This window comes from Actinomadura luteofluorescens (assembly GCF_013409365.1).
Taxonomy (GTDB): domain Bacteria; phylum Actinomycetota; class Actinomycetes; order Streptosporangiales; family Streptosporangiaceae; genus Spirillospora; species Spirillospora luteofluorescens.
Window position 1 is genome coordinate 2,591,601 of the sequence record NZ_JACCBA010000001.1, and the last position, 26,788, is coordinate 2,618,388.

The window sequence follows — 26,788 nt, forward strand, 5'->3', positions numbered from 1 at the left end:
CTCGATCGTGGGAGTGGCCTTGATCCTCATCGACCCGCCGCTGTGGCCCGCGCGGGGCCGCGTGTGGTCGCACATGGTCAGTGACGTGTCCTACGAGGAACTGCACGTCTTCGCCGCGGAACTGGGCATGCCGCCCAGGGCTTTCGAGCGCGACCATTACGACGTCCCGTCCGAGCTCTACCGGGCGGCGCTGCTCCAGGGCGCCGAGGCGGTGGGCTGCCAGGAGCTGCTCGCGCGGCTGACCGAGGCGGGCCTGCGGCGCCGCAAGGCGTACCGGCCCCGGACGGTCCGGCTCGGCGGTTAGGCGTTGAGGAGGAGGAGCTCCGTCCCCATGTTGGCGCGGGCGCGCTCCTCGAAGCGTTCGCGTGCGGCGGGCGTGTGGAAGAGCCGGGGCAGGGCCAGGAGGCCGCTCAGGACCTCGGCCCGTCCGGCGCGGAAGAACTCGTCGGGGACGAACGCGTACTCCTCGCGGACGGCGGCCGCGTAGGCGGCGTAGTCCTCGGGCTCCGCGCCGAGGACGGCGAGGTCGGCGTCGCAGAGGACCTGCCCGTCGCGGTCGCCCTCCTCCGGCGCGTGCGTGGCGGTCAGCTCGACGAGCCGGACGACCCGCGCGACGGCCGCCTCCGGGAGGTCGGTGTCGGCGAGCATGCGCGCGGCCAGGCGGGCGCTGCGCTCCTCGTTGTCGGCGCGCTCGGGGTCGTAGACGGCGTCGTGGAACCAGGCGGCCATCCGGACGGCGTCGGGGTCCCCGGCGTGGCCGGCCAGCTCGTCCACGAGGTCGAGCACCGCGGTCAGGTGCGCGCGGGTGTGGTAGCGGCGGTGCGGCTCCCCGTAGCGCCGGTCGAGCTCGGTCCCGATGTGCCGGGTGTGGGGCCCCGCCAGCGCCGCCCACCGGTCGACAAGATCCATGGGGCCCATCCTGGCCGATCGCGGGACGGGCCGGGACACGCGGTGCCATCGTTCTTGCGTGCGGAGGGCGCCCCGGCCACTATGGTTGATCACTGCGAGTTAGGCAAGGCTTACCTCACTCACTGGAAGGGCCGGTCGTGGCCGCCTCTCTCTACCTGGTCGCCGGCAAGGCGACCGACTCGGTGACGCACGGGTTCCTGCCCGCCGCCGCGCGCCTGGGCCTCGACGTCACGCTCCTCACCGACCGCCCCGCCGCCCACGACGCCGGCGTGCCGGTGGTCGAGTGCGACGTCTCCGACTTCCGCGACATCATCGCGCGCGTCGGGGACGCCGCCGCGTGCGGCGGGGGCGAGCCCGCGGCCGTCTTCTCCAACAGCGACTTCCTCCAGGCGCCCGCCGCCTTGGCCGCCGCGTACTTCGGCCTGCCCGCCAAGGACTGGCGGGCGGCGGCCCGCGCGAAGAACAAGGCGCTCATGCGGCGGCACCTGGCGGCCCTCGACCCAGTCTTCTCGGCGGACGCCGGGCGGGTCCCGGCGGACGCGCCGTATCCGCTCGTCCTCAAGCCGCGCGAGGGGGTCGCGAGCGAGGACGTGTTCCTCGTCCACGACGCCACGGAACTCGCCGGCCGGGTGGAGGAGATCAGGGCCCGCCGCGGCGACCCGCTCGTGGCCGAGGAGTACCTGCCGGGCCGCCTGCACACGCTGGAGACGCTGGGCGACGGGTGGGAGCCGCGGGTGCTGGGGTCGTTCCGCACGACGCTCTCGCCGCCGCCGTTCTTCGTGGAGGAGCGCCTTGAGTGGGCTCCCCCTCCCCCGGAGACGGCGCAGGTCCTGCGGCAGTTGGAGGCGCTGGGCGTCGGCTTCGGCGCGTGCCACACCGAGTTCGTCGTCCACGAGGGGCGCGCCCGCATCATCGAGGTGAACTACCGGCTGATCGGCGACCACTGCGACTTCCTGCTGGCCGACCTGCTGGGCGTGCCCCTCTTCGAGCAGATCCTGCGTGTGCATCTTGGGGAGGCCCTTCCGGGGCGGCCGGTCCCCCGTCCGCGCCATGCCGTCGCCGAGCCGGTCATAGCCGACCGCTGCGGCACGCTCGTCGCCGCGCCCGGTCCCCTGCAGATGGACGACGGCCCGGTGCGGCTGGCGTACCGCCCTCAGCGCGCGGTGGGCGACACGGTCTCCCTCACCCGGACCAATCGCGACTACCTGGGCACCGTGCGCGCCATAGGACCAGGGCAGGACGAAGTGAACGCCGCCCTGGCGCGGTTCCGCGCGACCCACGACTGGACGATCGCGTGACCGGTCACGACGTCGAAGGGCTCTTGGCGGCGCGTGTCCTGGACGCGTTGCTGAGGGAGGACTACGCGGGCCTACGACGCTTCGTCCGGGGCAACACGTTGGAGCTTCCGGGCCGTTCCGTGCGTCTTGTGGAAGCCCGGCCCGCCTTCCTTTCAACGCTCGTCGTGGACCCTGGGCAGGGCCTAAGGCTGAGGGACGTCTTCCATGCCGTTCGTCTGGTGGCCGACCCGCGTGACGACACGGCGTCGTTCGAGCGCGAGTGCCGTGAGGCCCTGGCGACCATCAAGCTGCACGACGACGCGCGCCCGGCCGTCCACCGGCGGCTGGGGCGTCTCCCGGCCGAGTTGCGGACGGGCCCCGGCACGTTCTACGAGACGCTGGCGGCCTACAACGACCACCCCGTGCATCCGGCCGGCCGGAGCCGCTCCGGGCTGTCCCTGGCCGAGCTGAGCCGCTACGCGCCCGAGTTCGCGCCGTCCTTCCCGCTGCGCTGGGCGGCCGTGCGGAACGCGACGCGGACCGGAACGCTCCCCGGGTGGTGGCCTGCGCCGTCCGACGTGGGCCTGCGCCTGGACGACGTCGATGGGGCGCTGTTTCCCGTCCACCCGCTGGCGGCTCGGCAGGTCGGCTCTCTGCCCGGCGTCTCGCTCGCACCCGATCCCTACTTGCAGGTCACGCCCACCCTGTCGATGCGGACCGTCGCGGCCGCACCGCTCGACCACGTGAAGATGCCACTGCCGACGAGCACCCTCGGCCTCCGCAACCGGCGCACCATCATGCCCGGCACCCTCCCGGACGGCGCGCTCGTCGAACGAATCCTGCGCCAGGTCCTCTCAGAGGAGCCCTCGCTTCCCGTCCTCCTCGCCGACGAACAGACCTACGGCCATGCCGACGACCCGCTTCTCGGCTATCTCGTCCGGCGCTTCCCCGCTGAGACCGCGCACGCGCACATCGTCCCTGTGGCGGCCCTACTCGCCGAGGCACCGGACCAGGGTCACGTCATCGAACGCTGGGACGTCGAAGCGCTCTTCGGCGCCTACCTGTCGGCGCTGCTCTCCTTGAACGTCACGCTGTTCCGGTACGGCATCGCTCTGGAGGCGCATCAGCAGAACGTCGCGCTCGTCTTGGACGACTCTCCGCTCCGCCTCCTCATCAAGGACAACGACGGCGCGCTGATAGACCCGTCCCGCTTCCGGGAACGCGTCCCGCCCTCCCCCGGTACGGACCCTCGCGACCTCATCGACCGCCGGATGACGACCTCCGATCCCGAGGCCCTCGCCCGCGTCTTCGTCACCATCACCCTGCACCTCTGCGCCGCGGCGCCCGCCCTGGGCCTGGCCGAGCGGGGCCTGCTCCCCTGGCGGACCGGGCTCCGGATGATCCGCGAACGGCTCGACCAGGCGCTCGGGCCGCAGGACGCGTTCCTGCGCGCCCGCACGCTCGACGCCGGCACGCTGCCCGGCAAGGCCATGGTCACCGCCGGGACCCTCGTCGACAAGGCGAGGACCGGCGCGGCCGACATCAACAAGCACTACGGCCCACCGGGGCCCAACTACCTACTGGACACGACGTGCTGCTGACAGGACCGGCCGTCACGGCCGACGACGCCACCGCGACCGCGCTGCTCAACTGCCTGATCCGCGAGGTGTGCGGGCCCGAGCAGCAGGTCTGGCCGGACGGTGGCCGCCTCGTCTTCCGGCTGCCCCGCGCGGGGGTCGTGCTGCGCGCGGGCCTGGCCCGTCCCCCCGTCGGGGCGAGCCACCGCCTGGCACCGCCCTACGAGGAGCGCCGCGAGGACGAGTGGATACCGGCTCCCTGGGACAGGCTGGCGAACCTGGTCGCGGGCGAACTGGAGTTGGCGACCGGCTCCCCGAACGCGGAATTCCTCGTCCAGGTGGGTGACAGCCACACCGCGCTCACAGCGATCCTCGCCGCCAGGGGCGAGTCCGTTGAAGACCGCTACATCGACTCAGAGCAGTCTCTTGTCGCTGGGCACCGGTTCCACCCGTCTCCGAAGGCCCGCCAGGGTTCGCCGGAGGAGTGGCTACCGTACGCGCCCGAGACGAGGGTTCGGTTCCGTCCTCTGTGGCTTGCCGTTCCTGCGGAGCTCGTAGCTGAGGAAGGGGCTGCGGAGGCGTTCACAGCTCTGGAGACGCATGGCCCCTCGGCGCCCACGGGACGTCGTTTGCTTCCTGTCCATCCGTGGCAGTTCTCCCTGCTTGCGGACAACCCTGTCTTGCAGAGGGCACTTGCGAACGGCTCTCTGGTCAATCTCGGCCCGTCCGGCATGGAGGCGGTGCCCACCTCGTCGGTCCGGACCGCGTACCTGCCGGACGCCGACGTGTTCTGCAAGTTCAGCCTGGATGTGCGCATCACCAACTGCGTCCGCAAGAACGCCTGGTACGAACTGACCGGCGCGATGACGCTCGATGAGCTGCTGCCGCCCATCCTGGAGAAGCTGAACGCCACCTTCCTCAGAGAACCCGCCTACCGCAGCGTCGCCCTCCCGGACCGCCGCCTGTACGAGGGGCTCGGGGTGATCCTGCGTCAAGGCGTCAGATCCCTTCCCGGAACGCCTCTCCTCGCGGGTGCTCTCGCAGACCCCTACAACGAGCTCCTCGCCGGGCTGCCCGCCTTGTCGTCCCCGGACAGCGCCCAAGCCTGGTGGGACGCATACGTAGCCCATGTGGCACCGCCCGTGCTGGGCGCCTATCTGGACCACGGCGTCGTCCTGGAACCTCACCTGCAGAACGTTCTGATGTGCGTCGACGCTGACGGCATGCCCGTCCACGCCGTGTTCCGTGACATGGAGGGCACCAAACTGACCACCGGCCATTGGGATCTGTCGCATCTTCCCTCCCGCGTGGCCGAGAGCCTCACGTACGCCCCCGACAGAGGCTGGAACCGCGTCGTCTACTGCCTCCTCGTCAACCACCTCACCGAGGTAGCCGCCGCCGTGGCCGACCTCCATCCGTCCCTGGACGAGCCCCTCTGGCACGCGGCGCGCAAGCACTTCGCCGCCTATGACCGCCACCCCCAGGTGAGGGCTCTCCTAGCCGGCGTTCCGCTGCCTGCCAAGGCGAATCTCCGCACCCGCTGGTCACGGACGGCCGACCGCGGCGCGGCCTATGTCCCCGTCCCCAACCCGCTCGCGGCGCCCCGACCGCTGTGAACGAGTTCGCGCTGAACCTCGACCGGTACCCGGCTTACGTCTACGACCTGCCCGGCCTCGAATCCCACGTCCGCGCCATATGCGCGGCACTGCCGGGAACGGAGGTCTACTACGCCGCCAAAGCCAATCCGGACCCCGAGATCCTCCGGACTCTCGCGCCTCACGTCGATGGCGTGGAGGTGTCGTCCGGCGGCGAACTCGCCCACGTCCGCGAGACCCTCCCCAGCATGCCCGTGGCTTTCGGCGGGCCCGGGAAAACGGCCGACGAACTGGCCCTGTCTCGCACGCTCAAGGCCGACCGGATCCACGTGGAAAGTCCGAACGAACTGGCCCGCTTGGGCGCCCTCGGCCCGGCCGACATCCTGCTCCGCGCGAATCTCCCGGTGCACGCACCGAACGCCGCCCTCACCATGGGCGGCCCCTTCGGCATGGACGAGGACACCCTCGACCATTGCGCCCGCCTCTTGGCCGGATATCCGAACCTCACGCTCCGAGGCGTTCACGCACATCTGGCCTCTGGCCTGGAAGCACCGGTCATGCTCGGCCTCGCCCACCAGATAGCGGAATGGGCGATCCCCTGGCTGCGCTCCCAAGGAGTGGACGACCCCGAGCTGAATGTCGGCGGCGGCATGGCGGTCGACTACACCGCCCCGGAATCCCGCTTCGACTGGCAGACCTACGGGGCGGGTCTAAGCCGCATCCCCGTGAAAATCCGCATAGAGCCGGGACGGGCTATGACCGCCTACCACGGCTGGTACGTCACCGACGTCCTGGACGTGAAAACCACGCGAGGCGAGACCTACGCCATTCTCCGAGGCGGCACCCACCATCTGAGGACCCCCGTGACGAAGGGCCACGACCAGCCTTTCAAAGCCCTCACCGCGAACGGCCCGGAACGTCCGGTCACTTTGGTGGGCCAGCTCTGCACCCCGAAGGACGTCTTCGCGCGCGACGTCCTCGTCCCCTCTCTCGCGCCAGGGGACGTCATCGCCTTCACCATGGCCGGGGCCTACGCCTGGAACATCTCCCACCACGATTTCCTGATGCACCCGAAACCGGCCTTCCACTACCGGCGCTGGCCGGACCCCGCGCAGTCAGCCGCGAGGGCTCCCGTACCAGCGCCATGACGTGACGCGCGGGTGCCCGGGCAGGTCCCCTCGACCGGTGGCCCACAGCAGGGTCGGCCAAGGGTCGGTGTCGTGCGGTGCGCCGGGGAAGAGACGTCCCAGCACGCGGGCGCAGAGGTCTGCGGGCGGCTCCCACGTCAGCCCCAGCCCCTCCGCCAGGTCGTGCATGTGGACGAGGGTCTCGACGATCCCCATGGCGGCGAACCCCTCGGCGTCCGAGGCGCCGAAAGTGTGGTGCGCGCGGACGTCGGGAGGCGTGTGGCGGACCACCGCGGACAGCATCCCACCGCACGCGTCGAGAACCTGCAGGAGCCCCGCGGGCCCCGCGCTCCTGTCGGCGTGGACGGCGTTGGCCGGCCCGCCGGGCCGCCGGCTCTCCCAGACGAACGGCACCTCGCCGTCCATCGGCGGCGTCCTCGGCGCGATCTGCGCGGCGTAGGCGAACAGGTCGTCGCTGAGATGCTCGACGGTCTCCCAGCAGTCCCATTCGAGCGACCCGGCCTTCCCGCTCCACGCCTCCGGGGGAGCCTCCCGCAAGGCGGCGACGGCCAGCCGAACGGCGAGGTCGAGATCGTCTGCGGTCACGGCGGCGGTCGAGTGCGGCATGCCCCGACGCTACTGGACGCTCCCGGACCGCCGGTCACCCCATCGGCGCGGCGGTCCCGCTCACGCTGATGCCCGCGTCCCCCGCGGGGACGTCCACGAGCAGCCGGCTGGGGCGGCCCATGTCCTCTCCCTGGCGGATGGTGATCCGGGCCGGAGGGGCGACCAGGCCCAGCGAGCGCAGGTACCCGCCGAAGGCCGCCGCGGCGGCGCCGGTCGCCGGGTCCTCCACGACCCCGCCCGGCGGGAACGGGTCGCGCGCGTGGAAGACGGTCCCGCTCTCCCGCCAGACGAGGTGGACGGTCGTCCAGCCGCGGCGCGCCATGAGCCCGCCGAGCGCGTCCGTGTCGTAGTCGAGGTCGGCGAGCCGCGCGCGGGTGGACGCCGCCAGGACCAGGTGGTCGTTGCCGGCGTTGGCGATGCGCGGCGGCAGCCCGGGGTCGAGTTCCCCCGCCTTCCAGCGCAGCGCGTCCAGGGCCTCGGCGAGGTCGGTCTCCTCGACGGCCCGGACGGTGGGCGGGACGCTCGTGAGGGTGGCCTGGACGCGGCCGTCCGCCTCCCGGGTCTCGACCCCGACCTCCCCGGCCGGGGTGCCCAGCCGCAGGCGCCCCGTCCCCCGGCGCTCGGCCAGCGCGACGGCGGTCGCGATCGTGGCGTGCCCGCAGAAGGCGACCTCGGCCAGCGGGCTGAAGTAGCGGATCGCGAACCGCTCGGGCGCCCCTCCCTCGTCCACGAGGAAGGCCGTCTCGGAGAACCCGATCTCTGCCGCGATCTCCTGCATCCTCGCGGCGTCCAGGCCCTGGGCGTCCAGGACGACCCCGGCCGGGTTGCCGCCCTCGCCGTCCACGTCGAAAGCGGTGTAGCGGAGTGCTCGTGCGATGTCGCTCATGCGGGAAGTCTGCTCCAGCGACTACCATCGCGTCCAACGATGATTGTTGATCCAAGGCATCGGGATAATCGATGGACACGCGCCTCCTCACCACCTTCCTGGCGGTCCTGCGCACCGGCGGCATGACGGCCGCGGCGGCGGAGCTCGGCTTCGTGCAGTCCACGGTCACCGCGCACGTCCAGGCGCTGGAGCGCCTCGCCGGGACGCCGCTGCTCGACCGCCGGCCCGGCCGCGTCTCCCCCACCCGCGCCGGGTCGCTGCTCGCCGAGCACGCCCGGGGCGTCCTCGACCTCCAGGAGCGGATGCTCGCCGAGGTCACCGCCGCCGCCACCGAGCCGTCCGGCCCGGTGCGGCTCCGGGCGCCGGAGTCCGTCTGCGCCTACTGGCTCGCGCCCCTCATGCCCCGGATGCGGGCGCGGCTCCCGGACGTGTCCCTGTCACTGTTCCCCGCCGACACGCGGACCGCGCTCACCGCGCTCGCCGACCGCCGCGCCGACCTGTCCCTCGTCCTCGCCCCCTCGCCCGACCCGTCCGGCGTGGACCTGGTCGATCTCGGCCCGCAGCCCCTGTCACTCGTCGCCGCGGCGTCCACGCCGCTTCCCGGGGACCGCCCCCTGACCCCTGCGGAACTGGCCGCGACCGGAGTCCTGCTCCTTGAGGAAGGCTGCTCCTACAGCGACGAGATCGCCGCGCTGGTGGCGGCCGCCGATCCCACGGCGAACCCGCCCCGCTTCGGCGGCATCGAGACGGCGAAGCGCTGTGCGGCGGCGGGCCTCGGCGTGGCGCTCCTGCCTACGGTCACGGTCGCCGACGAACTCGCCGCCGGCGCGCTCGCCGAACTGGTTCCGCCCGCGGGCCTGTCCCGGCACCACCTCTGGCTGGCCGAGCCGTCCTCCCGCTGGCGCTCCCCCGCCGTCCACGCCGTCCGCACCGCCCTGATCGACTCGATCAGCCGGCCGGACGAGGCGGCCGCGCCCGGTTCACCACCGCGTCCCTAGCGTTCGGTTTTCGCGCGCTCGTAGTGCCGGGCGGCCTTGGCCCGGTTCCCGCAGACGGCCATGGAGCACCAGCGCCGGGTGCCGTTCTTGGTCGTGTCGTGGAAGTGCAGTACGCAGTTCGGGTGTGCGCAGGCCTTGACCCGGCCGGGACTTTCGGCGACGAGGCGCAGGTAGTCGGCGGCGGCCAGCCATGACGGCAGCCACGCGGGATCGTCGGTTCGCGGGTGGCTCTCCGGGCCGCCCGACCCGAATCGGTAATGCAGAGCACCGCGTTCCAGGACGTGGTTGAGCGCGCCCACCGCCTCGGGGGACGGGCCCCCTTCCACGAGCGCCAGAAGGACCTCGCGGGTCCGCAGCGCGGCGTCGAGCGTCGCCCGGTCGGCCGCGGCGCGCCCGTCCAGGCCGGCCGACCGGAGCCAGACGGCCAGGCCGCCGGTGGAGTCGAGCAGGTCGCGGGGAACGCCGTCCTCGGCCCACCGGGTGTTGAGCAGGTCCAGGCACAGCGGCTCCCCCACCAGCGGACGGGGGTCCGCGGCGTCCCGCTGCGGGAGTCCGTCTTCCGGCTGCACACCGCGATTCTACCCACCTATCGCGACTTAGCCGGTTGACGTTGACGATCTAACCTCTTATCTTCAGTTAGCCAGTTAGATTGACGCCGGGCGCGAGTGCCCCGGGTTCGTGAGGAGTGCCATGGAGACGGTCGCGATCAAGACTCTGCAGACGGGGCACGTGGGGCTGAACGTGACCGACTTGGATCGTTCCCTGCCCTTCTACCTGCGGGTATTCGGGTTCGAGGTGCAGGCCGAGGGGCACGAGCCCGGCCGCCGCTGGGCCTTCCTCGGCCGGGACGGGCGGCTGGTGCTGACCCTGTGGGAGCAGAGCGACACCGTGTTCGCGACCCGCTCGGCAGGCCTGCACCACCTGTCCTTCCAGGTCGAGTCGATCGAGGAGGTGAAGGCCGCCGAACAGGTGCTGCGCGAACTGGACGCCACATTCGCCCACGACGGCGTCGTCCCGCACGGCGAGGGCGTCTCCTCCGGCGGCATCTTCTTCACCGACCCCGACGGGACCCGCCTGGAGATCTACGCGCCCGCAGGCGCCGACACCGCTCCCGCGCCCAGCGGGGCCGCCCCCACCTGCGGATTCTTCTGACCCCACCGGCACGTCGAAAGGAGGCCGCTGTGGCGGCCGACGTCTACCACCAAGGCGAACGGGCCGCCCAGCGGCGCGCCGGCCTGCTGGACCAGGGGGCGTTCTCCTCCCGCGCCGTCCGCGCGGAGATCCCCGAAGTGGCGCGCGGCTTCCTGCTCCAGCAGCCGATGCTGGTGCTGGGCGCCGCCGACGACCAGGGACGCCTGTGGGCCACCCTCGTCACCGGGCAGCCCGGCTTCCTGCACGCCGAGGACGACCGCGCCCTCGCGATCGGCGCCCGACCCGGACCCGGCGATCCGCTGCACGACCGGCTCACGCGCCCGGCACCGGTCGGCATGCTGGCCATCGAACCCGCCCGGCACCGCCGGATGCGGATGAACGGCCGCGCCGTCCCGACCGGGCACGGCCTGCGCGTCGATCTCGACCAGGTGTACTCCAACTGCCCCAAGTACATCCAGAAGCGGCAGCCGCGGTGGGAACCGGCCGCACCGTCTCCGCCGCGCCCGTCCCGCGCTCTGACCGGCGACCAGCGGCGGTGGATCGGCGGCGCCGACACCTTCTTCATCGCCACCGCCGACCTGGACGGCGACGCCGACGCCTCCCACCGCGGCGGCGCGCCCGGATTCGTGGACGTGGTGTCGCCGACCGTGCTGCGGTGGCCCGACTACATCGGCAACGCCATGTTCAACACGCTGGGCAACCTGGAGGTCCAGCCCCGGGCCGGACTGCTCTTCTGCGACTGGCGCACCGGCGGCGTGCTCCACCTCACCGGCACCGCGCGCACCGACTGGGACCCCGCGCACGCCGCCGCGGTGCCGGGCGCCGAGCGGCTGGTCGAGTTCACCGTCACCGGCGTCGTCGAGATCGCCGGAGCCGTGCCGCTGCGCTGGAGCGACCCCGTCCCGTCCCGCTTCAACCCGCCCGCGGACCTCCCTTGAATCTCCCCTGAGGGGAGATGCCACGCTGAGGCCATGGACGGCGAAGCGAGCTACTCCATCGGCGAACTCGCCCGGAGCGCCGGGATCACGGTGAAGGCCGTGCGGTTCTACACCGAACGCGGGATCGTCCCGGCGCGCAGGACCGCGTCGGGGCACCGGCGCTACGGGTCCGACGCCGTGGCCCGGCTGGGCCTGGTGCGGACGCTGCGCGAGCTGGGGATCGACCTGGCCACCGTCCAGAAGATCGTTGACCGCGAGGTGCCGGCCGCCGAGGCGGCCGCCGCCCACGCCGAGGCCGTGGCCGTCCAGATGCGGATGCTGCGGCTCCGGCACGCGGTCCTGACCATCGCCGCCCGGCGCGGCAGCGACCCCGAGGAGATGGAACTGATGCACCGGCTCGCCCGTCTGTCCGCCGCCGAGCGCGGCGACCTCGTCGGCGACTTCCTCACCAGCTCCTTCGGCGCCCCCGAGACCGGCCCGATGCCCCGCGTCCTGCACCGGTCCCTGGCCCCCGAACTGCCCGAGGACCCCACCTCGGAGCAGCTGGCGGCCTGGGTGGAACTGGCCGAACTCACCCGCGACCCCGATTTCCGCACCCTGATGCGGGACCTGTTCAACGACCACACCGCCGAGGCCGCCCGCCGCCCCAAGGGCCCGCCGCGCAAACACGCCGTCGCGCGCGTCACCGAGACCGCCCGCCCGCTGCTCGCCGCGGGTGTCGCCCCCGACTCGCCGGAGGCGGCCGAGGCCGTCACCGCGGTCGTCGCCGCCTACGCGGAGTTCCAGGACCGCCCCGACACCCCCGCCCTGCGCGCCCGCCTGGCCGCCTACCTGACCGGCGCCAACGACCCGCGCCGCGAGCGCTACCTGACCCTGCTGTCGACCGTCAACGGCTGGGCCCCGCCCGACCACCCCCGCGACGAGATCGACTGGTTCCTCACCGCCCTCGCCGCCTCCTGACCGGCCCCCGCCACGGTTGGACGGCGGCGCGTCCGAGGGAGCACGCTCGCCGTTGGCCGTTGGCAGATGATGCCTTTGCCTGGAGGAAAGGCGGGTATGCCGGGGGCGGACGGCGTCGGGTCATCGGAGGAGTGGCTTGCTGGTGCTTGAGCGGGTGCGGGGTGCTGCGGAGGCGGGGGTCAGGGCGGCCCGGGCGGTGCGGGACTCCGGAGTGGTGCGGCCCGTCCGGCCTGATCGGGCGGTTCGGCTGCTGTTCCCGTACGTGCGGTTCGGGCCCGTGCCCGCGACGCTCGGCGCCATGGCGGCACTGCGGTTCCCCGAGCGGACGGCCCTGATCGACGAGCGCGGGGAGCTGTCCTACGCGGAACTCGAACGGCGGGCGGCGTCGCTGGCCACGGCGCTCGGCGGCCGGGTGGGGGACGGGAAGGTCGGAGTCCTGTGCCGCAACCACCGCGGGTTCGTCGAAACGGTCCTCGCGGCGTCGCGGCTCGGCAATGACGTCGTGCTGCTGAACACCGACTTCTCCGGCAGGCAGCTGGGGCAGGTCCTCGAACGCGAGGGGATCGAGCTGCTCGTTCACGACGAGGAGTTCGCCCCGGCCGTCGAGGAGTCGGGGTTCGACGGGCAACGGGTGCTCGCCTGGGCCGAGGAGGGGGCCGCGACGATCGACTCGCTGATCGCGGAGACCACCGCCGAACCCGTCAAGCCCGGCCGGGCCGGCCGGGTGGTCCTCATGACGTCCGGGACGACCGGCACCCCCAAGGGGGCGCGGCACGATCTGTCCGCGTCCTCGCTGCTGCCCGCGGCCCTGAGTCATCTGATGCGCGTTCCCGTCCGGTCGGGCGCGCCGATGGTCGTCGGGCCACCGCTCTTCCACCTGCTCGGCTTCGCGTACACGACGGTCGGGCTCGCCATGGGGGCGCCGCTCGTGCTGTCCCGCCGCTTCGACCCGCGGCGGACGCTGGAGACGATCGCGGACACCGGGGCGGAGGCGCTCGTGGCGGTGCCGGTGATGCTCCAGCGCATCCTGGACGTGCGGGACGCGCCGCCGACGCCGGCGCTGCGGGCGGTCGTGTGCGGCGGGGCCGCCCTGCACCCGCACCTGTCCGAGGCGTTCATGGACGCGTTCGGCGACGTGCTCGTCAACGTGTACGGCGCGACCGAGACCGGGTGGGCCACGATCGCCACGCCCGAGGACCTGCGGGCCGCGCCCGGGACGGTCGGCCGGCCGTCCTTCCGGCTCACGATCAAGGTGCTCGGGCAGGACGGGCGGGAGCTGCCCGCGGGCGAGACCGGGGAGGTCCACACCGGCGGCGGCCTGCGGTTCGCCGGCTACACCGGGGGCGGCGGCAGGCGGGTGCGCGGCGGGCTGACCGGCACCGGCGACCTCGGGCACTTCGACGCGGCGGGACGGCTGTTCATCGACGGCCGCGCCGACGACATGATCGTCTCAGGCGGGGAGAACGTGTTCCCCGGGGAGGTGGAGAACCTGCTCGGCGGCCACCCGGACGTCGCGGACGCGTCGGTGGCCGGGGTGGACGACGAGAGGTTCGGGCAGCGGCTCGCCGCGCACGTCGTCAGAAACGAGGGGGCGGCCGTCACCGAGGACGACCTCAAGGAGTACGTGCGCGCGCACCTGGCCCGGTACAAGGTCCCGCGGGACATCCGGTTCGTCCGCGAACTGCCCGCACCAGCACCGGCAAGGTCAGGCGGCGGGCTCCCGGCGACCGTTGAGGGAACGCCCGGGCCCAGGGCCGCGAGGTCCCGGGCGCACCCCGTCCCGAGGGTCAGGCGGCGCCGGCGCGCCGCTTGGCCGCCATGCAGATGCGGGCGAGGTCGTTGAGGGCGTCGGCGCGGCGCTCGTCCAGCGTCCGGCGGTCGCCCGGCCCGGCCTCGGCGAGGGTGTCGATGACCAGGGAGAACACCGGCCATTCGGCGGGCCCGATGGCGCCCTGGAAGTCGACGCCGTCGGCCAGGTCGTCCAGGTCGAGGTTGCGGGCGAAGGTGGCGAGGGCGGCCTCGGCCGCGACCACGCCGATGCGCATCGCCAGCGCGGCGGGCTCGCGATCGAGGGAGCGCACGGTGCTAGAACCCATGTTCGACAACATAGACCACACGCGTCACACGCGTCGAAAGTTTGCTCGAAAACGTTATCCGACGATGGCCTGCTGGAAGAGGTAGGAGTGCGTGAAGTGCAGGGCGCCGTCGACCATGCTCGGGCGCATGCCGGTGGCCGGTCCCCCCGCCAGCTCGTCCTCCAGCTCCCGCCTGATCCGCGCCGCGGCCTCCGGAGGGGTGTGCGAGAACTCCAGCCACGGGTCCAGCGGGCGGCCGAGGTCGAACCGGTCGGCGCGCTTCACCGTCGCGCCCGCCCCCGTGACGAGCTCGGTGATCCGCGCCTCGGTGAGGGCCTCGCCGTGCGAGGGGTCGCGGAGGCGCTCGATCCGGTCGGGGTCGCCGGCCAGGCCCTCGGGCCGGACCAGGTCGGCGATGATCAGCGCGGCGCCGGGCCGGCTGACCCGGGCCATCTCCTTCACGACGGCCCCGGGGTCGGCGACCTGGTGCAGCGAGAAGCGGGTGACGACGAGCGTGAACGACCGGTCGAGGTAGGGCAGGGCGGTGGCGTCGCCGTGCGCGAAGGTGACGTTGGTGAGGCCGGCGTGGTCGGCGTCGCGCTTGCCTTCGGCGAGCATCGCGGGCGTGATGTCGAGCGCCGTCACGTGCCGGACGCGGCGGGCGATCGCGCGGGACACGATGCCGGTCCCGGCGGCGACCTCCAGAACGACGTCCTCCAGATCGAGTTCGGGGTCCATGAACCGGACGAGCCGGTCCAGGTGGCGGGTGAACGCCGTGTTCAGCCTCGGGTCGGAGAACCCGGCCGCCTGCTTGGAGAACTCCCGTACCACCTTCTCGTCATGGGTCACCGACACGCCGCCTCCTCGGATGGTTGCCCGGATCATCCCCGAAACCACGCACGGTGAACAGAGGCGGCGGCGAAACGCTCAGGCGGCGGGGACGCCGTCCAGCAGCGCGGCGAGCCCGGCGGCGTCGAGCAGGTCGGCGGGACGGACGGTGACCTCGGCGGAGACGTAGTGGAACGCGGCGCTGACCTGCTCGACCGCCACCCCGGCGAGCTGGGCCCACGCCAGCCGGTACGCGGCGAGCTGCACGGCGGCGAACCGGGCCTCCTCGCCGCGCGGCGGGGAGCCGGTCTTCCAGTCGACGACCTCGTATCCGCCGTCCCGGGACCGGAACACGGCGTCCATCCGGCCCCGGACCAGCCGGTCGCCGATGATGGTCTCGAACGGCACCTCGACGTCGAGCGGCTCGCGCGCCGCCCACTCCGACCGCTCGAAGCGCTCGCGCAGCGTCGCCAGGTGCGCGTCGTCGGCGGCGCCCTCGTCGGCGGCGCCGGGCAGCTCGTCGGGGTCGAGGAGGCGCTGCTGCCCCCAGCGGCCCTCCAGCCAGGCGTGGAACGCGGTGCCGCGCCGCGCGTAGGGGGCGGGCGGGCGCGGCATGGGCCGGCGGATCTGCCGCGCGAGCGCCGCCGGGTCGCGCGCCAGCGACACCAGCGACGACACCGACAGGTGCGCGGGCAGCTCGACGAGCAGGCCGTCGCCTCCGCGCCCCCGGTCGCGCTCGGCGAGCAGCAGCTCGACGTCGCGCGCCCACGCCGTCATGCGTCCCCGGTCGGCGTCGGACAGGCCGCTGTTCCCGGCCCAGTGGCGGGTGCGCCCGGCCATCTCGTCCTCGACCATGCGGGCCCCCTCCACGACCGCCTCGTAGCGCGCCCGCGCCGACACGTCGGAGCGGCCGCGCTCGCCCGGCGCGGCGGGCCACTGCGCCTCCTCCGGGTCGGCGAGCAGCGGGTTGGCGGCGCCCTCCTCCGGCGGGTCGGCCCACGCGGCGACGGACCCGGCCCCGGCGAGGCAGACCGCCCGCACCTCCTCCAGGAACGGCGAAGGGCCGAGCGGGCGCCCCGAGGACCCCCACCAGTAGCCGGTGGTGATCAGCAGGCTGGACGCGCGGGTGACCGCGACGTAGGCGAGCCGCCGCTCCTCCCGCAGGTCGCGCTCGGAGCACGCCTGGTCGAACGCGGAGAGGTCGTCCTTCTCCAGCCCGGTGAGCGCGGGCAGGTCGGCGCGGTCGCCGCGCAGCATGAACGGCAGGACGCGCGGGTTCGCCGTCCAGCGGGTGGCGTTCTGCGGCGGTGAAGGGAAGATCGACCCCTTGGCGGGGGAGCCGTTCTTCTGCGGCGTGAACGCCAGCCCGGGGACGACGACGACCGGCCATTCCAGCCCCTTGGAGGCGTGCACGGTGAGGAGCTTGACGCTGTCGGTCTCCCCGACCCGCCCGGCCTCCAGCCCGAACTCCTCGGTCTCGGCGGCCTTGAGGTAGGCGAGGAACGCGCCGAGCGTCGGGTCTTCGGCGTCGCCCGCGAACGTGGCGGCCGCGTCGATGAACGCGTCGAGGTCGGCGCGGGCGGTGACGGGGTCGAGCCCGGACCGCGCCGCGACCTCGATGTCGAGGCCGAGCGCGCGCTCGGCCTCGTTGACGAGGTCGGGCAGCGGCAGCCCGACCTGGCCGCGCAGGACGCGCAGCTCGTCGCGGAGGCGGCGCAGGCGCCCGTACCCCTCGGGCGAGAACGCGTCGGGCGCGCCGAGGTCGTCGAGCGCGTCGACGAGGCTGCCGGTCTCCTGGTTCAGCTCGCTGACGAGCTGCCGCAGCGGATCGTCCCCGGCCTCCCCCTCGCCGGGGGCGACGCCGGACGCGGGCTCGGACGCGGGCTCGGACGCGGCGGTCGGCACGCTGCCGGACGCGGGGTCGGATCCCTCGCCGGGCTCCCCGCCGGACGCGGGAGCGGGCGCGGTGGCGGATGCAGTGGCGGGGGCGGATGCGGGGGCGGGCTCGGCGGTCGGCACGCCGGCGGAACCGCTGCCGGACGCGGGGGCGAGCCCTCCGCCGGGCTCGGAGCCGGGGCCCTCCTGCGGTGCGGCGGCGGGGTCGGGGCGGGTGATGTCGCGGGCCGACTCCTGGGCCAGGGCGCGGGCGCGGCGGCCGAGGGCGACGAGGTCGCGGGGGCCGAGGCGCCAGCGCGGGCCGGTGAGCAGCCGGGCGAGGGACGCGCCGGCGGTCGGGTCGTGCATGACGCGCAGCGTGGCGACGACGTCCTGCACCTCGGGGACGGTGAGGAGGCCGCCGAGGCCGACCACCTCGACCGGGATGCCGCGCGCCTCCAGGGCCCGCCTGATCAGCGGGAACTGCGACCGCTTCCGGGCGAGGACGGCCACGTCGGAGTAGCGGAGCGGCTCGGTCTGGGGGCCGCCGTCCGGGGCGGTGCCGGGGTCGGAGGCCATGAGCCCGGCGATGCGCGCGGCGATGCGGTCGGCCTCGTCCTCGACGGTGGGGAACAGGGCGCACTCGACGCGCCCGCGCCCCTCGCGCCCGGCGCCCGGGACGAGGCGAGGAACGGCCTGCGTCTCGGCGCGCAGCTCCTCCTGCACCCTCGCCGCCGCCTCCAGGATCTGCTCGCCGTTGCGGAACGACCGGCTGAGCTGGACGACCGGCGCCGCCACGGGGCGCCCCCCGGGGGCCGCCGCCGGCTGCGAGGGGAAGTCGTAGGCGAACCGCAGCAGGTTCCCGGCGCTCGCGCCGCGCCACCCGTAGATGGACTGGCACGGGTCGCCGACGGCCGTCACGGGATGCCCGCCCGCGAACAGCGACTTGAGCAGGACGAGCTGCGCCTGGCTGGTGTCCTGGTACTCGTCCAGCAGGACGACCGAGAACCGGGACCGCTCGATCATCCCGACCTCGGGGTGCCTGTAGGCGATGCGGGCCGCCAGGGCCATCTGGTCGCCGTGGTCGATGACCTCGCGGTCGGCCTTGGCGCGCCCGTACGCCTCGATGAGCGGCATCAGCTGCTCGCGGACGGCGTGCTTGGCGAGGATGTCGCGCTGCGCCTTGAGCGGCTTCTTCACCACGGCGAGCCGCTCGTCGAGCCACGCGCCGACCTTGCGGACGTCCTCGGCCGTGCGCAGATGCTCCGACAGGTCGCCGGAGAGCTCCATGACGGCCTTGGTGACGGTGTCGGGCTGCCATTCGATCCGGTCCATGGGGCCGTGGTAGGCGTCGACCACCCGCGAGCAGATCTGCCAGGCGACGGCCGGCGAGATCAGACGCATCGTCGGTTCGAGCGCCTCGCGCAGGGCGTGGTCGCCGAAGAGCCGCGCCGCGTACGAGTGGTACGTGGACACCATCGGCTCGCCGTCGAACAGGGCCTCGCCGCCCAGCCGTTCGAGCTCGTCGCCCGGCAGGACCTCGCGGAGCCTGTCGAGCCGCTTGCGCACGCGCGCGCCGAGCTCGGCGGCGGCCTTGCGGGTGAAGGTGAGCCCGAGGACGCGCTCCGGCCGGACGAAGCCGTTCGCGACCAGCCACACGACCCGCGCGGCCATCGTCTCGCTCTTGCCCGACCCGGCGCCGGCGATCACCGCCATCGGCGCCATCGGCGCCTCGATCACCCGGGTCTGCTCCTCCGTCGGCGCCGGGATCTCCAGCAGCCGGGCCAGTTCTCCCGGCGTGATCACCTCGCTCCCCCCGAGCTAGTCAGTCACCCACCTGCCCGCCCTCGTCATGGACGGGGCAGCAGGAGCGTACGGGACAGGTGCGACACTTGTCGTTCGCCCTGGCCTGGAAGACGTCGCCGGCCATCCCCGTGGCGACGATCTCGACGAGCTTCTTCGGCCACTCGGGGTCGGCGTCCTCGGCGGGCGGGGGCTGCTCCTGCTCGCGCGCCTTCGCCGTGAACGCGGCCTTGCCGACCTGGATCAGCTTCGCGCCGCCCGGCTCGATCAGCCCGTGCCGCTCGAACGCGCCGAGCATCACCGCGTACTGGTACACGCCGAGCTGCGGATGCCGGGCGAGGTCGTCCTTCGGGACGGCGGTCGTGGAGGTCTTGATGTCGATGATGACGGCGCGGCCCTGCTCGTCGCGTTCGGCGCGGTCGATGCGGCCCTTGATGACGACGCGGCCGAGGTCGACCTTGAACGACTCCTCCAGCGCGACGACCTCGTTGGGGTTGTCGCGGTGCCAGGCGAGGAACTTGTCGACCATCGTCGCGGCCTGCTCGCGCTGCTTCTCCGAGTACCACGAACTGCGGAACTCCAGATCCTTCCAGATCTCGTCGAGGCGCCGCGCGACGTGCACCTCGTCGACGCCGTCGTCCGCGCCCGCCATCTCGGCGACGGCATGGACGACCTTGCCCATCGTGCTGTACTCGTTGGGCCCGCCCTCCTGGGCGCCGACCGCCGAGGCGAGCAGCCAGCGCAGCCCGCACGTGGTGAACGCCTCGACCTGGGACGGCGAGATCGCGATGGGCTCGTCCTCGGCGAACGCGGGCCCGCCGTCCGACAGGGCGGTGATGGCGTACCAGTTCTCCGGCCTCGCGCCGCGCACGCCCGCGCGCGCCAGGCGGGCCAGGTGCCCGGCCGCCGCCCGCCGCAGCGGCTCCGGGCGGGCCGGGTCGCCGACGACCGAGCGCAGGTCGGCCACCAGCGCCGACAGCGACAGCCAGCGGGTCTTCTCGTCCAGCTGGGACTGCTCGATCGCGCCGGGCAGCAGCTCGTTCAGGAAGCGGGACGGCCTCTCCTCGGTGTCGTCGCCCCCGACGGCCGTCACCACGAGCCGCCTGCGGGCGCGCGTGACCGCCACGTAGAACAGGCGCCGCTCCTCGTCGAGCATCTTGGCGGCCATCGAGGCCCCGGCGGCGGCGTCCCCGTCGGGCTCGGCGCCGGCCGCGTGCTCGATCAGCTCCTCGACGCCGAGCAGCGACCCGCGCAGCCGGACGTCGGGCCAGACGCCCTCCTGGACGCCCGCGACGACGACCACGTCCCACTCCAGGCCCTTGGAGCGGTGCGCGGTGAGGATCCGGACCGCCTCGCCCTCGGGCGCCTGCTCGGCCAGCGTGTCACCGGCGATCTCCTGGGAGGCGATGTTGTCGACGAACAGCTCGGGCCCCGCCTGGGGAAGCCGGTCCACGAACCGCGCGGCGTGATCGAACAGCGCCACCACCGCGTCGAGGTCGCGGTCGGCCGCCGCGCCGCGCGTCCCGCCCTTGACGCTCTGCTCCAGCAGCACGTCGGCCTGGCCGCTCTCCTGCCACACGGCCCACAGCACGTCCTCGGCGGTGCCGCCGTCGTGCACGCTGCGCCGCGCCACCTCGATCAGGTTCGCGATCCGCTCGGCGGGCGCGCGGACCCTCTCGTTGACCAGCACCAGCTCGCGGGGGTCGTTCACCGCCGCGACCAGCAGATCGCCCAGCGGGCGAGCCTCTTCTCGCGGCCCGCCCGACAGCTCCTCGAGGTCGCGCAGAGCGCGCTTGAGGCGGCGCATCGCGAGCGCGTCGGCGCCGCCCAGCGGCCCGGTCAGGAGGTCCTCGGCCACGACCTCGTCCAGGAAGCCCTTCTTCAGCGCGGCCCGCAGCAGGACGAGGAACGGCCGGACGGCGGGCTCCCCCACCAGCGGCACCTCGTCACCGGCGACGACCACCGGCACTCCGGCCTGGGCCAGCGCCCGCCGCAGCACCGGGACCTGCCGCACGGCGCTGCGCACCAGGACCGCCATCCGCGACCAGGGCACGCCGTCGAGCAGGTGGGCGCGGCGCAGCTCGTCGGCCACCAGCGCGGACTCCTGGCTCTCGGAGTCGGCGATGACCGCGCGCACCTCGCCCTCGTCCAGCTCCTCCACCGGCCGCAGCGCGCGGTGCTCGGCGGCGCCCGCCGACCCGGCGGGCAGCCGCCGCGCGACGCGGCGCGACGCGGTGAGGATCTCGGGCCCCATCCGGCGGCACGTCCGCAGCGCCACCACGGGCGCCGGGTCGCCGCCCAGGGTCGGGAAGCGGGCCGGGAACTCCTGGATGCCGCGCACGTCGGCGCCCCGGAACCCGTAGATCGACTGGTCCGGGTCGCCGACCACGACCAGGTCGCGCCCCTCGCCCGCGAGGTGGTGCAGGAGAGCCTCCTGCGCGGGGTCGGTGTCCTGGTACTCGTCCACGAACACCGCGTCGTAGGCGTCGCGCTCCCGGATCCGCACCTCCTCGTCCGCGAGCATGCCCGCGGCCAGGTGGATCAGCTCGCCGTAGTCGTAGGTGGGGACGGGGTCGAGCAGGAACCGGTCCACGTACCGCTCCATGAACCCGCCGATGGCGGCCCAGTCGTCGCGGCCCCTCACGCGCCCGAGAGCGGCGAGGTCTTCGGCGGCGTACTGCCGCTCGACCGCGCGCAGGGCGAAGTCGCGCAGCTCCTCGGCGAACCCGCGCGTCGCCAGGGCGGCCCTCAGCCGCTCGGGCCAGTCGCGGGCGCCGTCCGCGAGCTCGCCCTCCAGCAGCCGCCGCACCTCCAGCAGCTGCTCCGGGCCGGACAGCAGCCGCGGGGCCGGTTCCTCGTTCAGCACGGCGTCCCGCCGGATCAGCGCGTACGCATAGCCGTGGAAGGTGAGCGCCAGCGGCGTCCGCGTCGTCCGGTGCAGGCGGCCGGTGATGCGCTCGCGCAGCTCCCCCGCCGCCTTGCGGCTGAACGTCAGGACGAGCACCCGCTCGGGGTCGACGCCGCGGTTCTCGATACGGTCGACGACCGCCTCCACGATCGTCGTCGTCTTCCCGGTGCCCGGCCCCGCCAGCACCAGCATCGGCCCGCCGGCATGCTCGACCACCCGCCGCTGCTGCTCGTCGAGCACAGGCGGGACGCTCCGCGCGGGACCCGCGCGTCGCACGAGACGGTAGGAAGCTGACGGCACAACAGTTCATTGGAACAGATCACAGGGACCGTTCTGACCACAACGCACGCATGTCGCTAGAGAGAAATGCGACAAGCAGTACTACCCCGTCCACCTGGCGCGGGCCATGTCGACGCGGCGGCCGTCCGGGCGCAGCGGCGTCCCCTCGGCGCGGTAGTTCTCGTGGGCCTGGAGCTCGTGGCCGCTCGGCGGGTTCCCGTCCGCGCGGATCACCCGCCACCACGGGACGGCGCCCCCGTACAGCGACATCACGCGCCCGACCTGCCGCGGCCCGCCCCGCCCGACCAGCTCGGCCACGTCGCCGTAGGACAGGACGCGGCCCGGCGGGATGCGCTCCACCGCGTCCAGCACCGCCTCGGCGTACTCGTCAGGTTCCGACCACATCCGCTCATTCTCCAGGTTCGCGCTCGGCGCGCAGCAGGACGGCGGCGCCCGCCAGGCCGAGCAGGGACAGCGCGCAGATCAGCAGGTAGGTGAGGACGAGCCCGCCCGAGCGGTGCACGACCTGGACGGGACGGACCGGACCGGCCGCGAACCGCTTCCCGGCCGGCAGTCCCGCACCGCCCGTCCGCGCCGCCGCCAGGGTGTCGGACGCGGCGAGCGCGGCTGCGGCGTCGACCCGCCCGAACCCGACGCCCCGGTCGTAGCCGCGCGCCGGGCGGTTCCCGGTGCTCGCCACGATGGCCTGCGTGACCAGCGCGGGGGCGAGGCCGCGGTGGCGCGACCGGATGAGCGCGGCGACGCCGGACACGAACGCGGTCGCCGGGCTCGTGCCGTCCCCGATCCAGTACCGGCCGTCCGGGCCCGCGCCGATGATCTGCACGCCGGGCGCGGACACGACGACGCCGGAGTTGCGGTTGGAGAACCCGGCGCGCCGGCCCCGCGCGTCCACGGCGGCCACGGAGATCACGCCGGGGAACGACGCCGGGTAGAAGTACCCGGCGGACCCGCCGCCCCCGGGGCGCCGCGCCCCGCGCGGCGGGGCGGACCGGCCTCCCACCCCGCGGGGGTCGTCCTCGGCTCCGCTGTTGCCCGCGGCGGCGACCACGACGACGTTCCGGCTGATCGCGTAGGCGACGGCGTCGCGCTCGCGCGGCGTGGGGTAGGAGCGGCCGAGCGACAGGTTGACCACGTCGGCGCCGTGGTCGACGGCGTACCGGATGCCCTGGGCGATCGTGCCCGTGTAGCGCCCGCCGCCGGTGAACTCCGCGAAGCCCGGCTCGTCGCGCTCCAGGATCACCCGCAGCGACAGCAGCCGCGCCTCGGGCGCGACGCCGACGACCCCCTCGGCGCCGCCGGGGCCGTGCCCGTGCCCGGCGATGATCGACGCCATGTTGGTGCCGTGCAGCCGCTTGGGCGCGACGCCGGGCGGGTTCGCGCCGCGCGTGTAGTCGGGCCCGGTGGTGACGGAGCCCGCGAGGTCGGCCTGCCCCGCGTCCACGCCCGAGTCGAGCACGGCGACGGTCGCGCCGCCGCCCCTGGACGTCGCCCAGGCGCGCGGCACGTTCAGGGACTCCAGGACGGGCGTGACCCCGTCCCGCACCGGGTCGGAGGCGAGCGCGGCGCTTCGGGGCCCGGCGGCGCGGGCCGGCGGGGCGGCGGGGGCCGCGGCCAGCGCCAGCGCGGCGGCCCCGGCGGTCGCGCTCCTCAGCACCGCCCAGCGCCTCAGCACCGCCACTCCCGGGCGCCGCAGCGGACCGGGGCGGGTGCGGTCAGCGGCCGCAGGACGCTCTGGACGAGCTGCGGCGCCAGCTCGGCCGCGTCGGCCGGGGAGCCGCGCATCGCGGGACGTCCGTCGGCGTAACCGGCGGTCGCCGCGACCACGTACGGACCGCGCTGCGCGGCGCTGGACGTTTGCCGGGCGGTGTCGCCGAACCGGGCGGCCACCGAATCCGGGAACGGCAGCGCGCGGAGCCCCGGCCCCTGCCTCCGGGACGGGAACCAGGCGACGGCCTCGCGCGCGGCCCGCTCGTCCGGGAACACGACCACGCCGACCGTGACCGCCAGCCCCTGCGCCTGGTCGAGGTAGGTGGCGCGGAGCGCGGCGCGGCAGCCGCGGGCCGTGAGGGTCCGCGCGAACGCGTCGTCCACGGCCGTCTCGCAGCGGGTGTCGGGACCGATCCCCACCCGGCGGGCCGTCTCGGCGGACGCCTGGCCGAGCCGGTAGGGCAGGCCCGCGGGAAAGATCCGCCCGGCGGTCCAGGTCCGGTAGCGGACGGACGGCTCCGCCGCCGCGGCCGCCGCGCGCTCGGCCGGGGTGGGGGCGCGGGTCAGCTCGGCGGTCAGCCGCACCCCGGCGACGGCGAGGACCGTCGCGCACGCCAGGGCCGCGACCAGCGCGGCCGTCCTGCGGGAGACGCTCCGTCCGCCCGGTTCCGGCTCGCCGTCCGGGGCGGAGATCTCGGCGCGCGACACCAGCGGAGCGTAGCCCAAGGGGGGTCAGGACGGGGCGGCGGGCGGCCGCCCGGGGTGGCGCCGCCGGAACGCGACCGCGAGCGCGATGCCCCCGGCCGTCCCGCCGAGCCCGAGGAGCACGATCACGATGATCAGCGGGCGGACCCAGAAGGGCCGCTCGATGACCTCCACCGGGCCGGGGTCCTCCTTCCCGAACCGCTGCCCGGCGGGCTTGGCCTGCGCCGGGCCGGGCGACGCCGTGGCCAGCGAGTCCGCCGCGGACAGGGCGCGGGCCGCGTGCACCTCCCCGAACCCGACGTTCGGGTCGTAGCCGCCCGACGGGCCGTGCCGGGTGCTCTGGATCAGCGCCTGGGCGACGAGCGCGGGCGCCATCCGGGGGTGCTTCGCACGGATCAGCGCCGCGATCCCGGCGACGATCGCGCTGGCGTCGCTGGTGCCGGAGCTCGCGAGGTACCGGCCGCCCGGGGCCCCGACGGGCAGGCCCGTGCCCGGCGCCGACAGCAGCACGGAGTAGTTGCGGTTGGAGAACGGCGCGCGGGTGTGGCCGGGCTCGGTCGCCGCGACCGCGATCACGCCCGGGAAGGACGCCGGGTAGAAGTACGGCGCGAAGCCGTCGCCGTCCAGCAGCCGGTCCTCGTCGCCGTCGTTGCCGACGGCCGAGACCACCACGACGCCCTTGCCGATGGCGTAGGAGACGGCCTCGCGCTCGGCGGGGTCGTCGTCCCCGCTGCCGAGCGACAGGTTGATGACGTCGGCACCGTGGTCGGCGGCGTAGCGGATGCCGCGCGCCAGCGCGTCGTTCGCGCTGCCCGCCGCCCGGAAGCGGCGGTAGCTGGCGTCCTCCGGCTCGCCGATCGTCCGGACGGCGAGGATGCGCGCCTGCGGGGCCATGCCGATGACCCCGGAGCGGCCGCCGGGGCCGTGCCCCCGCCCGGCGATCAGCGTCGACATCCCGGTGCCGTGGAGCCGCGCGGGCGTCGTCCCGGCGTCGATCCCGGCGAGCATGTTGGGGCCGACGGTGACCTTGCCGCGCAGGTCCGGCTGCGTGGGGTCGACGCCCGAGTCGACGACCCCGACCGTCACCCCGGCGCCCTTGGTCACCTTCCAGGCGGTCTCCATGCCGAGCAGCGCGAGGATGGGACGCTGGGCGTCCCTGACCACGTCCGCGTGCGCGTGGACGGGCATCAGCCAGCTCCCGGCCAGCACCGCCGCTCCCACCGCCGCGGGCAGGCTCCGGCGCCTCGTCCGCCCTCCGCTTCCCCGTGCCCGCCTCAGCATTGCCACTCGGGCAGGTCGCAGTCGGGCAGCGCCTTGGCCGACAGCGCCCGCGCGATCGTGTGGGCGATCTGCGGGGACACCGCGAACGGCTCGCCCGGACGCTCCTTCTTGATCACGGAGGCGGGGCGCCCGTCGGCCTGGCCGGAGGCGGTCAGCACGACGTAGGGGCCGCCGCGGTCGATCGTCCGGTCCTGCCGGGCCTCGTCGGTGAAGCGGGCGGACGCCGTGCCCGGGAACGCGGCGGCGCGCAGGGCGGGGCGGACGGAGCCCGTCCCGTCCGGGCCCTTCGATCCGGGGAGCTCCTTGAAGGCCCGGTCGGCCTTCCACGGGTCGGGGAACGCCACCACGCCGACGGTGACGGCGACGCCCTGCAACTGGTCGACGTAGGTCGCGCGCAGGACGGCCAGGCAGCCGTGCCTGGTGATCGTCGTCGCGATCTCCTCGTCCACGCCCTGGACGCAGCCGGCGTCCGGGACGATCCCCGTCCGGGACGCGTACTCGGTGTGGTTGCCCGTCGGACGGTAGCTGAGCCGGTCGGGGAACACGCGCCGCGCGGGCCACGCCTCCCAGCGCCGCGCGACCTCCTTGTTGGCGGCGATCTGGAGTTCGGCGTTCGTGGGCTCGCGTTCGAGCGTCGTCCACGTCCCGAGGAAGGAGATCCCCGTGGCGACGAGGTAGCAGCAGCCGACGACCAGCGCCGCGATCGTCCACTGGCGGCCGGTCAGCCCGAGGACCGTCGGCGGGCCGGCCGTGCCCGCCGGTCGCGGCGGCGCGCCGAACGGGCGCGCGGGCGGACCGGGTGGTCCGGGCGGGCGGGGGCCGCCGGGCATGCCGGGCGGGTGCGGGGACCGCGGCGGGGGCGGCTGCTGGGAGGGGGGCAGGAATGCCACAACAGCCAAGATTAACGGCGCTTCACGACATTCCGCCTGTCATCCCGCGAAGGCGGCCGGCACTCCTCGCCAGAGCGACGGAGGAGGCCCCTCCTCGGAGGGGCCCCGGTCCGCGCGGTACCGCGGTCAGAGGTCGGGTCCGCGGCTCACTCCACGGAGCGCTTCGCCTCCTTGGCGGCGTCCTTGACCTTCTCGCCGGCCTGCTTGGCGCCGCCGGACGCGCGGTCGCTCTTGCCCTCGGCCTCCAGGTAGGGGTCACCGGACTGCCGCCCGGCCTCCTCCTTGCCCCGGCCCTTGGCCTGTTGCGCCTTGTTCTTCAACTTGTCGAGGAAACCCATGGTTCCTCCTCCTGTACGGAGAGTCGTACAAC

Annotated in this window: 24 protein-coding genes; 10 read left to right on the top strand and 14 right to left on the bottom strand. The window is 74.3% G+C overall.

Features of this window, described 5'->3' with window-relative positions:
* The first annotated feature begins 19 nt into the window (after positions 1-19).
* Positions 20-304 carry a DUF4031 domain-containing protein gene (locus BJY14_RS11895; protein ID WP_179843666.1) on the top strand — a complete coding sequence of 95 codons (285 nt, stop codon included), beginning with the start codon at positions 20-22 and terminating at the stop codon, positions 302-304.
* Here BJY14_RS11895 and BJY14_RS11900 read toward each other — a convergent pair.
* On the bottom strand, positions 301-909 hold the full coding sequence (locus tag BJY14_RS11900) for an HD domain-containing protein (RefSeq protein ID WP_179843667.1): 609 nt from the start codon (positions 907-909) through the stop codon (positions 301-303). The two genes, BJY14_RS11895 and BJY14_RS11900, sit on opposite strands and share 4 nt — an antisense overlap.
* A 137-nt stretch (positions 910-1,046) precedes the next feature.
* On the opposite strand from BJY14_RS11900, the gene BJY14_RS11905 reads away from it, so the two are divergent.
* The 4 genes from BJY14_RS11905 to BJY14_RS11920 all read left to right on the top strand — a co-directional run bounded on the left by BJY14_RS11905 (position 1,047) and on the right by BJY14_RS11920 (position 6,506).
* Complete coding sequence (locus tag BJY14_RS11905) at positions 1,047-2,207, top strand: ATP-grasp domain-containing protein (RefSeq protein ID WP_179843668.1); 1,161 nt, start codon at positions 1,047-1,049, stop codon at positions 2,205-2,207.
* Between the two features lie 218 nt (positions 2,208-2,425).
* A complete protein-coding gene (locus BJY14_RS11910) occupies positions 2,426-3,787 on the top strand; it encodes an IucA/IucC family protein (protein WP_312879154.1) in 1,362 nt (453 codons plus the stop codon).
* Positions 3,778-5,379, top strand: coding sequence for an IucA/IucC family protein (locus BJY14_RS11915; RefSeq protein ID WP_179843670.1), 1,602 nt, complete (start codon positions 3,778-3,780; stop codon positions 5,377-5,379). Before BJY14_RS11910 ends, BJY14_RS11915 begins: the two co-directional genes overlap by 10 nt.
* The gene (locus tag BJY14_RS11920; protein ID WP_179843671.1) at positions 5,376-6,506 is read left to right on the top strand and encodes a type III PLP-dependent enzyme domain-containing protein; all 1,131 of its coding nucleotides are present in this window, start codon (positions 5,376-5,378) and stop codon (positions 6,504-6,506) included. Before BJY14_RS11915 ends, BJY14_RS11920 begins: the two co-directional genes overlap by 4 nt.
* Here BJY14_RS11920 and BJY14_RS11925 read toward each other — a convergent pair.
* On the bottom strand, positions 6,474-7,112 hold the full coding sequence (locus tag BJY14_RS11925) for a maleylpyruvate isomerase N-terminal domain-containing protein (protein ID WP_179843672.1): 639 nt from the start codon (positions 7,110-7,112) through the stop codon (positions 6,474-6,476). The genes BJY14_RS11920 and BJY14_RS11925 overlap by 33 nt on opposite strands.
* A gap of 34 nt (positions 7,113-7,146) precedes the next feature.
* On the bottom strand, positions 7,147-7,998 hold the full coding sequence (locus tag BJY14_RS11930) for a PhzF family protein (protein ID WP_179843673.1): 852 nt from the start codon (positions 7,996-7,998) through the stop codon (positions 7,147-7,149).
* A 71-nt stretch (positions 7,999-8,069) separates the two neighbouring features.
* Here BJY14_RS11930 and BJY14_RS11935 point away from each other — a divergent pair, with 71 nt between their 5' ends.
* Positions 8,070-8,996 (top strand): LysR family transcriptional regulator, encoded by a 927-nt coding sequence (locus BJY14_RS11935; protein ID WP_179843674.1) that lies wholly within the window; start codon positions 8,070-8,072, stop codon positions 8,994-8,996.
* Here the strand turns inward: BJY14_RS11935 and BJY14_RS11940 are convergent.
* Positions 8,993-9,565 carry a CGNR zinc finger domain-containing protein gene (locus BJY14_RS11940; protein WP_179843675.1) on the bottom strand — a complete coding sequence of 191 codons (573 nt, stop codon included), beginning with the start codon at positions 9,563-9,565 and terminating at the stop codon, positions 8,993-8,995. The two genes, BJY14_RS11935 and BJY14_RS11940, sit on opposite strands and share 4 nt — an antisense overlap.
* A gap of 121 nt (positions 9,566-9,686) precedes the next feature.
* Here BJY14_RS11940 and BJY14_RS11945 point away from each other — a divergent pair, with 121 nt between their 5' ends.
* From BJY14_RS11945 to BJY14_RS11960, 4 genes are all read left to right on the top strand, one after another.
* Complete coding sequence (locus BJY14_RS11945) at positions 9,687-10,148, top strand: VOC family protein (RefSeq protein WP_179843676.1); 462 nt, start codon at positions 9,687-9,689, stop codon at positions 10,146-10,148.
* A 29-nt stretch (positions 10,149-10,177) separates the two neighbouring features.
* Entirely contained in the window at positions 10,178-11,086 is a 909-nt protein-coding gene (locus BJY14_RS11950; protein WP_179843677.1) for a pyridoxamine 5'-phosphate oxidase family protein, read from the top strand.
* A 33-nt stretch (positions 11,087-11,119) separates the two neighbouring features.
* The gene (locus tag BJY14_RS11955) at positions 11,120-12,046 is read left to right on the top strand and encodes a MerR family transcriptional regulator (RefSeq protein WP_179843678.1); all 927 of its coding nucleotides are present in this window, start codon (positions 11,120-11,122) and stop codon (positions 12,044-12,046) included.
* A gap of 142 nt (positions 12,047-12,188) precedes the next feature.
* The gene (locus tag BJY14_RS11960; protein ID WP_312879785.1) at positions 12,189-13,889 is read left to right on the top strand and encodes an AMP-binding protein; all 1,701 of its coding nucleotides are present in this window, start codon (positions 12,189-12,191) and stop codon (positions 13,887-13,889) included.
* Here the strand turns inward: BJY14_RS11960 and BJY14_RS11965 are convergent.
* From BJY14_RS11965 to BJY14_RS12015, 10 genes are all read right to left on the bottom strand, one after another.
* Positions 13,834-14,142 carry a hypothetical protein gene (locus BJY14_RS11965; RefSeq protein WP_179843679.1) on the bottom strand — a complete coding sequence of 103 codons (309 nt, stop codon included), beginning with the start codon at positions 14,140-14,142 and terminating at the stop codon, positions 13,834-13,836. The two genes, BJY14_RS11960 and BJY14_RS11965, sit on opposite strands and share 56 nt — an antisense overlap.
* 54 nt (positions 14,143-14,196) lie before the next feature.
* Positions 14,197-14,976 carry a class I SAM-dependent methyltransferase gene (locus BJY14_RS11970; protein ID WP_179843680.1) on the bottom strand — a complete coding sequence of 260 codons (780 nt, stop codon included), beginning with the start codon at positions 14,974-14,976 and terminating at the stop codon, positions 14,197-14,199.
* Between the two features lie 72 nt (positions 14,977-15,048).
* Entirely contained in the window at positions 15,049-18,630 is a 3,582-nt protein-coding gene (locus BJY14_RS45095; protein WP_312879155.1) for an ATP-dependent helicase, read from the bottom strand.
* Positions 18,631-18,649: 19 nt separating this feature from the next.
* Positions 18,650-21,775 carry an ATP-dependent helicase gene (locus BJY14_RS11985; RefSeq protein WP_179843681.1) on the bottom strand — a complete coding sequence of 1,042 codons (3,126 nt, stop codon included), beginning with the start codon at positions 21,773-21,775 and terminating at the stop codon, positions 18,650-18,652.
* Positions 21,776-21,916: 141 nt separating this feature from the next.
* Positions 21,917-22,219 (bottom strand): MGMT family protein, encoded by a 303-nt coding sequence (locus tag BJY14_RS11990; RefSeq protein ID WP_179843682.1) that lies wholly within the window; start codon positions 22,217-22,219, stop codon positions 21,917-21,919.
* A gap of 4 nt (positions 22,220-22,223) precedes the next feature.
* Entirely contained in the window at positions 22,224-23,507 is a 1,284-nt protein-coding gene (locus BJY14_RS11995; protein WP_312879156.1) for a S8 family serine peptidase, read from the bottom strand.
* Positions 23,501-24,250: a hypothetical protein gene (locus BJY14_RS12000; RefSeq protein ID WP_179843683.1), complete on the bottom strand. Its 750-nt coding sequence runs from the start codon at positions 24,248-24,250 to the stop codon at positions 23,501-23,503. Before BJY14_RS12000 ends, BJY14_RS11995 begins: the two co-directional genes overlap by 7 nt.
* Before the next feature lie 24 nt (positions 24,251-24,274).
* Positions 24,275-25,468: a S8 family serine peptidase gene (locus BJY14_RS12005; protein WP_312879157.1), complete on the bottom strand. Its 1,194-nt coding sequence runs from the start codon at positions 25,466-25,468 to the stop codon at positions 24,275-24,277.
* 53 nt (positions 25,469-25,521) lie between these two features.
* Positions 25,522-26,418 carry a hypothetical protein gene (locus BJY14_RS12010; protein WP_179843684.1) on the bottom strand — a complete coding sequence of 299 codons (897 nt, stop codon included), beginning with the start codon at positions 26,416-26,418 and terminating at the stop codon, positions 25,522-25,524.
* A gap of 146 nt (positions 26,419-26,564) precedes the next feature.
* Complete coding sequence (locus BJY14_RS12015; protein ID WP_179843685.1) at positions 26,565-26,756, bottom strand: CsbD family protein; 192 nt, start codon at positions 26,754-26,756, stop codon at positions 26,565-26,567.
* Positions 26,757-26,788: the final 32 nt, after the last annotated feature.

What these genes read in the sequence shown, in the direction of transcription:
- BJY14_RS11900 (WP_179843667.1), bottom strand. Translation starts at nt 909, where the DNA reads ATGGATCTTGTCGACCGGTGGGCGGCGCTGGCGGGGCCCCACACCCGG.
- BJY14_RS11925 (WP_179843672.1), bottom strand. Translation starts at nt 7,112, where the DNA reads ATGCCGCACTCGACCGCCGCCGTGACCGCAGACGATCTCGACCTCGCC.
- BJY14_RS11930 (WP_179843673.1), bottom strand. Translation starts at nt 7,998, where the DNA reads ATGAGCGACATCGCACGAGCACTCCGCTACACCGCTTTCGACGTGGAC.
- BJY14_RS11935 (WP_179843674.1), top strand. Translation starts at nt 8,070, where the DNA reads ATGGACACGCGCCTCCTCACCACCTTCCTGGCGGTCCTGCGCACCGGC.
- BJY14_RS11945 (WP_179843676.1), top strand. Translation starts at nt 9,687, where the DNA reads ATGGAGACGGTCGCGATCAAGACTCTGCAGACGGGGCACGTGGGGCTG.
- BJY14_RS11955 (WP_179843678.1), top strand. Translation starts at nt 11,120, where the DNA reads ATGGACGGCGAAGCGAGCTACTCCATCGGCGAACTCGCCCGGAGCGCC.
- BJY14_RS11965 (WP_179843679.1), bottom strand. Translation starts at nt 14,142, where the DNA reads ATGGGTTCTAGCACCGTGCGCTCCCTCGATCGCGAGCCCGCCGCGCTG.
- BJY14_RS11990 (WP_179843682.1), bottom strand. Translation starts at nt 22,219, where the DNA reads ATGTGGTCGGAACCTGACGAGTACGCCGAGGCGGTGCTGGACGCGGTG.
- BJY14_RS12015 (WP_179843685.1), bottom strand. Translation starts at nt 26,756, where the DNA reads ATGGGTTTCCTCGACAAGTTGAAGAACAAGGCGCAACAGGCCAAGGGC.